Source organism: uncultured Mailhella sp., assembly GCF_944324575.1.
Classification (GTDB): domain Bacteria; phylum Desulfobacterota; class Desulfovibrionia; order Desulfovibrionales; family Desulfovibrionaceae; genus Mailhella.
Map to the genome: position 1 here is coordinate 1 of NZ_CALUWV010000096.1, position 8,164 is coordinate 8,164.

General features: G+C 58.8%; 5 protein-coding genes and 1 pseudogene. 5 read left to right on the top strand and 1 reads right to left on the bottom strand.

The annotated features are described in order from the left end of the window. Window positions 1-279 precede the first annotated feature (279 nt). Window positions 280-1,236 carry a LysR family transcriptional regulator gene (locus Q0J81_RS09400; RefSeq protein ID WP_294447420.1) on the bottom strand — a complete coding sequence of 319 codons (957 nt, stop codon included), beginning with the start codon at window positions 1,234-1,236 and terminating at the stop codon, window positions 280-282. Window positions 1,237-1,447: 211 nt separating this feature from the next. Between Q0J81_RS09400 and Q0J81_RS09405 the strand changes: the two genes are divergently transcribed. The 5 genes and pseudogenes from Q0J81_RS09405 to Q0J81_RS09425 all read left to right on the top strand — a co-directional run. After that, complete coding sequence (locus Q0J81_RS09405; RefSeq protein WP_294447421.1) at window positions 1,448-3,115, top strand: FAD-binding protein; 1,668 nt, start codon at window positions 1,448-1,450, stop codon at window positions 3,113-3,115. Between the two features lie 129 nt (window positions 3,116-3,244). Continuing rightward, window positions 3,245-4,936 (top strand): FAD-dependent oxidoreductase, encoded by a 1,692-nt coding sequence (locus Q0J81_RS09410; RefSeq protein WP_294447422.1) that lies wholly within the window; start codon window positions 3,245-3,247, stop codon window positions 4,934-4,936. A gap of 865 nt (window positions 4,937-5,801) precedes the next feature. Then, window positions 5,802-6,074 (top strand): 4Fe-4S binding protein, encoded by a 273-nt coding sequence (locus tag Q0J81_RS09415; protein WP_294447424.1) that lies wholly within the window; start codon window positions 5,802-5,804, stop codon window positions 6,072-6,074. Continuing rightward, a complete protein-coding gene (locus Q0J81_RS09420; protein WP_294447426.1) occupies window positions 6,067-7,791 on the top strand; it encodes an FAD-binding protein in 1,725 nt (574 codons plus the stop codon). Before Q0J81_RS09415 ends, Q0J81_RS09420 begins: the two co-directional genes overlap by 8 nt. Window positions 7,792-7,820: 29 nt before the next feature. Further along, a pseudogene (locus Q0J81_RS09425) lies at window positions 7,821-8,164 on the top strand (SLC13 family permease); the annotation flags it as partial.

The window sequence follows — 8,164 nt, forward strand, 5'->3', positions numbered from 1 at the left end:
TGCCCGACAACCTCGGCAAAGGTCTGCGGCCGGTACAGGGCCGCAAGGGATGCGTTTGCTGCCATAATATATCCGCTTTGACCGCGCTCCCGTCCGAAGACGGTGCGCGGCAGATCATGCGGCCCTCAGGCCGACAGGTACAGAAAATTCCTGAAAACCTTACGGCCTGCCCCTGCTCCGGTCAAGCACGCAGAGAACGAGGAGACAGGCCGGAACCGCTTTTGCGCCGCAGGCAACGTGCGGCCCGCCGACGGAAAAGCTCCGGGATTCCGTTCGCCGTCAGCGGGCAAGCTGCTCCCTGTCTCTGGCCAGACTGTCCTTCATTTCCACGCGGATCTTGTCGATGAGCGCGGCAGCCTGCGGGCTCAGATGTTTGTGATGGCGCAGAAGAATGCCGTTGTGCACCGGAGGCAGAATGCCCTCCAGCGGATACGATCGCAGCCCTTCGCCGAGATTGCCGTACTTGCTGGCCATGAGGCACAGCTCGTCCATGATGGCCACCCCCATGCCCTGCTTCACGTAGCGAAGCATGAGGTGATAGTTGTTCACGCTGAGCACAGTATGAAGAGGCTGCTCGAAAGACGCAAGAGACGTATCGAAGTAAGGGTCTCCGCCCTCCTCCATGTTCTCCGCAAGAAAGGAAATGAACGGCAGACGAATGATATCCTCCATCGTGGGCTTTTCCGGCAGACCGAATTCGTTGTCTTCCCTTGCGATGAGCAGAGGCTGCGAGGTGAAAAGTTCCTCAAGGGAACAGTTCGGAGCCTCATGCGTAATGCCGGTAAGGCCGAAATCCACGCGGGAACTGGCCACGTCGTCCACGGTCTCATATGGCAGCGCGCGGCGGATTTTTATATGAACTTCAGGGTGTTCTCTGCGAAAGGCGGCAATAATGCGAACTGCTCGTGCGGAAAAGGGCAAATTACTCGATATGCTGATGGTTCCGCGCAGCACTCCCGACGGGGAACTGATGTCGGATTTCATGCCCCTCAAAAGTTCAAAGGTGGAAATCGTCCATGTGAGCAATCTCTCACCCTCCGGCGTGATACGCAGCCTTTTCATGTATCTATCGAATAATACTGTATCTAATTGCTGTTCAAGCTGCCGTATCTGCCAGCTTATGGTTGAAGGGTTGCGGTTCATGAGCTGGGCGGCCTTGCGTATGCTGCCCGTCTTAGCAGTATAGTAAAACCCCCGTAAATGCTGGAAAAAATCTCCCCCGAGCTCTTCAATCATGGTGCTGCCCTCCCATGGCTGAGCCAGCAGTCGTGTTACTGTTTGATTTTATCAAACAATAAAAAATTTTTTTCGATTTGACAACTGAACGTGTTTTTGTGAAATCATTGACACGACGGGAATGATTCCGGCGCGGCCCCCATTCCGTTGTCCCCGCCCAAAGCCGCGCTCTCTTTCCCATCCGATGTATATTCAGAATCAGGGAGGAGTCATGAAAAGTTCAACTCATCCGCTTGGCACGCTGATCGAAACGGACGTGCTTGTCATCGGCTCTGGCGCGTCCGGTTGCGGCGCCGCCCTCGGAGCCCGCGAGCAGGGTCTGGATGTCGTGCTGCTGGATAAGGGCAAGCTGGAAAGTTCTGGCTGCATTGGTGGCGGCAACGACCACTACATGGCCGTTCTGAACGAAAAAGGCTCGCCTTTCGACACCGCAGACGATCTCGTGAAGTTCTACTCCAAGCCTCTGACCGGCTATTCCCCCACCATGATCGTCAACGGCTGGTACAATCATATGTACCATATGCTGAAGCGTCTCGAAGACCGCGGCGTTCAGTTCAGCAAGAACCCCGACGGCACCTACAAGCGCACGCAGGGCTTCGGTCAGCCCGGCACCTGGTGGGTCCACATTGCCAACGGCATGACCATCAAGCGCGTCATGGCACGCATCGTTCGCGACTCCGGCGTCCATGTCCTTGACCGCATCATGGCCATGAAGATCCTTACCGACGGCGGCAAGGCCTGCGGCGTGCTCGGCTGGAACGTGTCGACCGGTGAATTCGTCATCATCCGCGCCAAGACCGTGGTGTCCGCTCAGGGTCGTTCTTCCACCCGCGGCTACAACAACTCCACGCACAACCCCTACAACGTGTGGATGTACCCCTACAACACGGGCGCGGGCGTGGTGCTCGGCTATGATGCCGGCGCCGCCGTCACCGAACTCGACACCTATCAGCGCGCCACCATGGAACCCAAGGGCTACGGATGCCCCGGCATGAACGGCATCAACAGCTCGGGCGCTCATGAAATCAGCGCCATCGGCGAACGCTTCATGGGCAAGTACGACCCCATGTGGGAAAACGGCGTGCGCAACAACCAGATTCAGGGCACCTACCAGGAACAGCTCGAGGGCAACGGCCCGCCTTTCTACATGGATATGCGTCATGTCGATCCCGAGATCGTGCATGAACTGCAGTACATCCTCATGCCCGGCGACAAGGCCACCTTCGGCGACTGGGCCGACTGCACCGGCACCGACTTCCAGCACAAGCTGCTTGAAGTGGAAATCGGCGAACTCATCTTCGGCGGCACCATTGCGGTGAACGACCAGTTTGAGACCACCGTTCCCGGACTGTTCTGCGGCAGCATCTTCCTGTACTGCTCCGGCGCCATGTGCGGCGGCTTCGAAGCCGGCCGTCAGGCTGCCATGAAGGCTTCCGGCATGGAGCAGGCCGGCAAGATCGACGAAGACCTTGCCGCACAGGTGAAGTCCAGCATCTTTGCTCCTCTCGGCAACGATCAGGAACTCACCTACCAGGAACTGGAAGAAGCAGCCCGCAACGTCATGATGTACTACATGGGCTTCCGTCGCTCCATGGCCGGCATGGAACGCGCTCTGGAAAAGATCACCTTCCTTGAAGAACAGATTCCTCAGCTCCATGCCGACACCCTGCGCGACCTCATGCGCTGCCATGAATCGTGCGAAGTGCTCAAGGTGTGCGAACTGGCCATCAAGGCCACCATGGAACGCAAGGAAACGGGCCGCTGCGTATACAAGATTACCGATTACCCCAATCTCAATCCCGAAATGGCGAAGCCTCTGCTTCTCCTCAAGGGCAAGAACGGCACCGAGTACCATTGGGGCAAGGCCCCTCTTCTGTAGAGCCCTTTCCGTCTGAAACTGTCCGCCGGGGCGGCAACGCCCCGCGACGGTTTCCCGGCGTCGGCGCAGCGTTCCGACGCCCCCCTCCCGGTTCTCCGGGAGCGGATCAGTCACTCAAGGAGTATTATCATGCCGCCTAGATATAGTCGTGAAATCACCCTGCCCATCGTCATGGGCGACAGCCTCAAGGAGCAGTTCCGCACCTCGCCGTGCGAACATTTCTGCCCCGCGGGCAATTCCATCCAGAAGATGCAGGCTCTTGTGGAAAAGGGCGAATTCGGTGAAGCCCTGCGCTACCTGCGCGCCAAGAACCCCTTCCCCGGTGTGACCGGCCGCGTGTGCCCGCACTTCTGCCAGTCCAACTGCAACCGCGCCGGCTACGACGCCTGCGTGAACACCCGCGCCCTTGAACGCGCCGTGTTCGACTACGCCCCCTACGGCTCCGCGCTGTTCAAGCGCCGTCCCGCCACGGGCAAGAGCGTCGGCATCATCGGCGGCGGCCCTGCCGGCCTTACCGCCGCTTACTTCCTGGCCCTTCTCGGCCACGACGTCACCGTGTACGAAGCCAATCCCGTGCTCGGCGGCATGACCCGTTACGGCGTGCCGGACTTCCGTCTGCCCCGCGACGTGGTCGACCGTGAAATCGGCTGGATTCTCGAAGTGGGCGTGCGTGCCCGCGTGAACACCGTGGTCGGTCGCGACATCTCCTTTGCCGACGTTCGTGCCGCGCATGACGCCGTCATCGTGACCACCGGTACCCCCAAGGAAAACAGCCTGCCCATCCCCGGTTCCGAAACCGCGGTGAAGGCCGTTGAATTCCTGCGCGCCGCTTCTCTCGGCCTGCGTCCCGAAGTGGGCAAGCGCGTGGTCGTCATGGGCGGCGGCGGTGTCGGCTTCGACGCTGCCTTCGTGGCCCGTCGTCTCGGCGCCGAAGAAGTGCACGTCATCTGCCTCGAAAAGGCCGGTGAAATGCGCGCCCCCGCTGAAGACCTCGAACAGGCTGCTGAAGAGGGCATTCAGATCCACAATTCCTGCACCATGTCCGCCATCCGTACCAAGGACGGCAAGACCGCAGGCGTGGACTACTTTGAAGTGAAGGAATGCCGCTTCGACGAAAAGGGCCATCTGACCCTGGTTCCCGTGGAAGGCGGCGAACATACCCTGGACTGCGACACCGTGATCTTCGCCGTCGGCATGAAGACCGACCTCGACTTCATGGCTGAAGCCGGCGTCAACCTCACGCCCCGCAACTGGATCGTGGTGGACGACAAGCAGGCCAGCTCCGTTGAAGGCATCTTTGCCGCCGGCGACGTGGCCTCCGGCCCCGCTTCCATCGCTGGCGCCATCGGCAACGGCCGTCGTGCCGCCTTCGGCGTGCATACCTACCTGACCGGTGAAAATTCCCGCGTGTACGCCATCGGCGACGACAACACCATCGTTGCCCGCGACGACCTCGCCGGAACCAAGGAACCCTATGTGGTGCCCATGGAAGAGATCTACGGCATTCTCCAGTACGAGAAGACCGAACCTCAGAAACAGGCCTGCACCAACCATATGGACTTCACGGAAAACAACGCCGGCTACACCGCTGAGCAGGCTCAGCTCGAAGCCGCCCGCTGCATGCACTGCGGCCACTGCAAGGGCTGCGGCACCTGCGTGGACGACTGCCCCGGCTACGTGCTCGAACTCAAGCACCTCGAAAACGGCCTCGACCGCCCCGAAGTGGCTCACGGCGACGAATGCTGGCACTGCGCCAACTGCCGCACGAGCTGCCCCACCGGCGCCATAGGCTTCCGCTTCCCGCTCCGTATGCAGGTGTAATTGCAGCTGCAAGCTGAACGCACAATAAACGCCCTGTTCTCTCCCCTGGACAGGGCGTTTTTTTGTGCCCTGAACACTGCCTGTCCAAACTTTTTCGTCACTCGCCTTGAGCCCGACAAGGACTCCCTGCGGCCGCAGCAGAGCTATTCCCGCCCCTTCTCCTTCCGCACCTCTGCCGCATTGCAAACGCGTCACGCGAGCCCGGACACGCGAATACGGATCCCCCATGCATTTCTCTTCTGAGCCGCGTCTTCATGCGGCAGAAGGCCTCTTTGCGGCCGCAATCCTGCAAGGGACGGGCGCTGTCACCGCTCTCCACCACAGTTTTTACCCCATAAATCACAAACTGCTCCGAAAACTCCCGTACGACTTCTGTTTCTCCGGCAAAAAAGCCGGAACGCCCCGCTCTTTTTTCACGGCCATACCCGGAAAATGCCCTTTAAAAGACGCGCAGAACTCGACTTTATCTCCCCATGCAAAACACCATTCACTACATCTGTACGGCAAAAATGCGCCGTCCTGACACCGGACAGGAAACGGCGTTCCGACCGCATCCGCGAAGATTCCGCAGCTCTCAAAACATTTCGGGGTATTGAGATATATGTTTGATTTCATCAAACAAAAATAAAAAATTATCGTTTTGACTTATTTTATTTAAAATGTGATTTTTCTATCAACTAATTGCGACTTCTGCGCTTCCAGAGCAAGCAAGCTGCTCTTTTCCAAGGGGACGAAAAAAAACGGAAACGCAAGGCAAAGGAATTTTCATCCGAAAATGGACGGAGATTTTCGGATGTGCCCTTTTTCACCGTGAACTTGTCCAGTCGTACGCCGGGGGGCGGACGGCTGGCGAGGACGATGGCAAATGATACAGCATATCGACGACGCAAAATGCGTCGGCTGCGGCGTATGCGTGCAGAAGTGCCCTCTGGACACCATTCGACTCAACGAGCAGGGAAAGGCTTTCATCGCGTATCCCGACGACTGCATGACCTGTTTTGTTTGCGAAAGGCTTTGCCCCGCCGGAGCCATTTTCGTTCATCCGTTCAAGGAAAAGCTGCCCCCGGTCTTTCCGGGTCCCCGGTACGACGCCGTGGAAGGCAACGACCTCAGGGACAAGGAGGTCTACCATGCCTGACAGAAACACCCATATCGTGGAAAGCGACCTTCTCATCATCGGCGGCGGCTCCGCCGGTCTGTGGGCTGCCAAGCGCTTCACCGAGCTTCTTCCCGAAAAAAAGGTCGTCATCGTGGACAAGGGCCCCAAGGAATGGGGCGGTCTCATGTCCATGGCAGGCGGCGACTTCGACGCCGTTCTTCCCGGCGACGATCTGGATGCCTGGATTGAAGATTTCGTCTATTACTTCGACGGTCTCTGCGATCAGGAACAGATCGAGGAAATTCTCCGTCGTTCCAATGATCGCCTGGAAGACTATCAGCGCTACGGCTGTGAGTTCTTCCGCAAGGAAGACGGCACCCTCAAGAGCATTCCCCAGCGCGGCCTTCCCCATGTAAAGCTGTATCCCGCCAAGCTTGTGGGCCGCGGCGGCGAAGACATGGTGCGCAACCTCGTCAAGCAGCTGCGCAAGGCCAACGTAACAAGTCTCGGCCGCATCGTGGTGACAGACCTCCTCAAGCAGAACGGTCGTGTCGTGGGCGCCGTGGGCTTTGACTCCATAAGCGGCGACTTCTACCGCTTCCGTGCGCAGGTGGTCATTGCGTCCACGGGCGTGGGCGGCTGGAAGACCTCCTACGGCAAGAACACCCCCACGGGTGAAGGCGTGGAAATGGTATGGAACGCCGGCGTAAGACTCAAGGACTTCGAGTTCAGCCGCGTGTGGAACATGCCCCGCTACTTCGGCTGGGAAGGACAGACCAAGCTCATCCCCCTGGGTGCCCACTTCGTCAACGCCAAGGGCGAGCCTTTCATGGAGAAGTACTCTCCCGTGCTCGGCGTGAATACCGACCCTCATTTCATCACCATAGCCATGGCCATGGAAATCCGTGCCGGACGCGGCCCCATCTATTTCGACATCAGCCGCATCAATCCCGACGATCTCATTCTGCTCCGGCCCCAGAACGGCTGGCAGCTCATGAACTATGAGAAGCTCTGCAAGCTCGGCATGGACCTCTTCCGCGACAACACCGAATGGCTGCCGCAGATGACCATTTCCTATGGCGGCATGGAAGCCGGCATAAAGGGAACCACCAATGTGGAAGGCCTCTTTGCCGCCGGTACGGCCAGAAGCACCGAACCCGGCGTGTACGCCGGCGGATTTGCGCTCATGACCACGTCCGTCACGGGCCATCTTGCCGGTGAAGGTGCTGCCGAATTCCTCGCTTCCGCCTCTCCCGTGGAAAGCGACCGTGTCGACGAGGACATCGATGCGCTGCGCGACGCCGTCTACGCGCCTCTCGGCCGCGAAGGCCTCACGCCTCATGACGTTCTCAGAAAGATTCAGACCGCCATGTTCCCCTACGATGTTTCCATCCTGAAGACGGAAGCATCCCTCACGCGTGCTCTCGACGAGATCGTGCGCATCCGCGAAGAAGAAATTCCGAACATGGCCGCCGCCGACCCGCATTATCTGCTCAAGCTGCGCGAAATTCGCGGCATGGCTCTCGTGAGCGAGCTGTATCTGCGCGCTTCGCTTGAACGCCGTGAATCCCGCGCCGGTCACTTCCGCGAGGACTTCCCCAACCGCGCCGAAGACGGTCTTGCCTGGATACTCATCCAGAAAGATGAAAACGGCGCCATGAGCTTCAGCAGGAAGCGCGTTCCCCTGGAACGCTACCGCCATCCTATCACCCGGTACTATCAGGACAACTTCCGCTTCGTCACGGAAGAACACTAATACTCCGTTCCCATCAGGAGAAACACATCATGGCTGCAAACACCAGCACTGCTTCTGCCGCGCCCAAAAAACTGAACGTCATGTACTTTGTGCACACCATCATCTGCCTTGTCATCATGTTCGGCTTCGGGCAGCTTTCCCCCATTGAACCTCTTACGCCGCTGGGCATGAATCTCATCGGCATCTTCCTCGGCGTGCTCTACGGCTGGATCTTCATCGACATCATCTGGCCCAGCATCGCCGGTCTGCTCGCCCTCATGCTCGTCGGCGGCATGAAGCCCGGCGCGCTTCTCAACAAGAGCTTCGGCGACCCCATCGTCGTCATGATGTTCTTCATCTTCGTGTTCTGCGCCACCATCAACTACTACGGCCT

Excerpts from the sequence above, each read along its gene's own strand:
- Q0J81_RS09400 (WP_294447420.1), bottom strand. The coding sequence starts at position 1,236 with ATGATTGAAGAGCTCGGGGGAGATTTTTTCCAGCATTTACGGGGGTTT.
- Q0J81_RS09415 (WP_294447424.1), top strand. The coding sequence starts at position 5,802 with ATGATACAGCATATCGACGACGCAAAATGCGTCGGCTGCGGCGTATGC.
- Q0J81_RS09410 (WP_294447422.1), top strand. The coding sequence starts at position 3,245 with ATGCCGCCTAGATATAGTCGTGAAATCACCCTGCCCATCGTCATGGGC.
- Q0J81_RS09420 (WP_294447426.1), top strand. The coding sequence starts at position 6,067 with ATGCCTGACAGAAACACCCATATCGTGGAAAGCGACCTTCTCATCATC.
- Q0J81_RS09405 (WP_294447421.1), top strand. The coding sequence starts at position 1,448 with ATGAAAAGTTCAACTCATCCGCTTGGCACGCTGATCGAAACGGACGTG.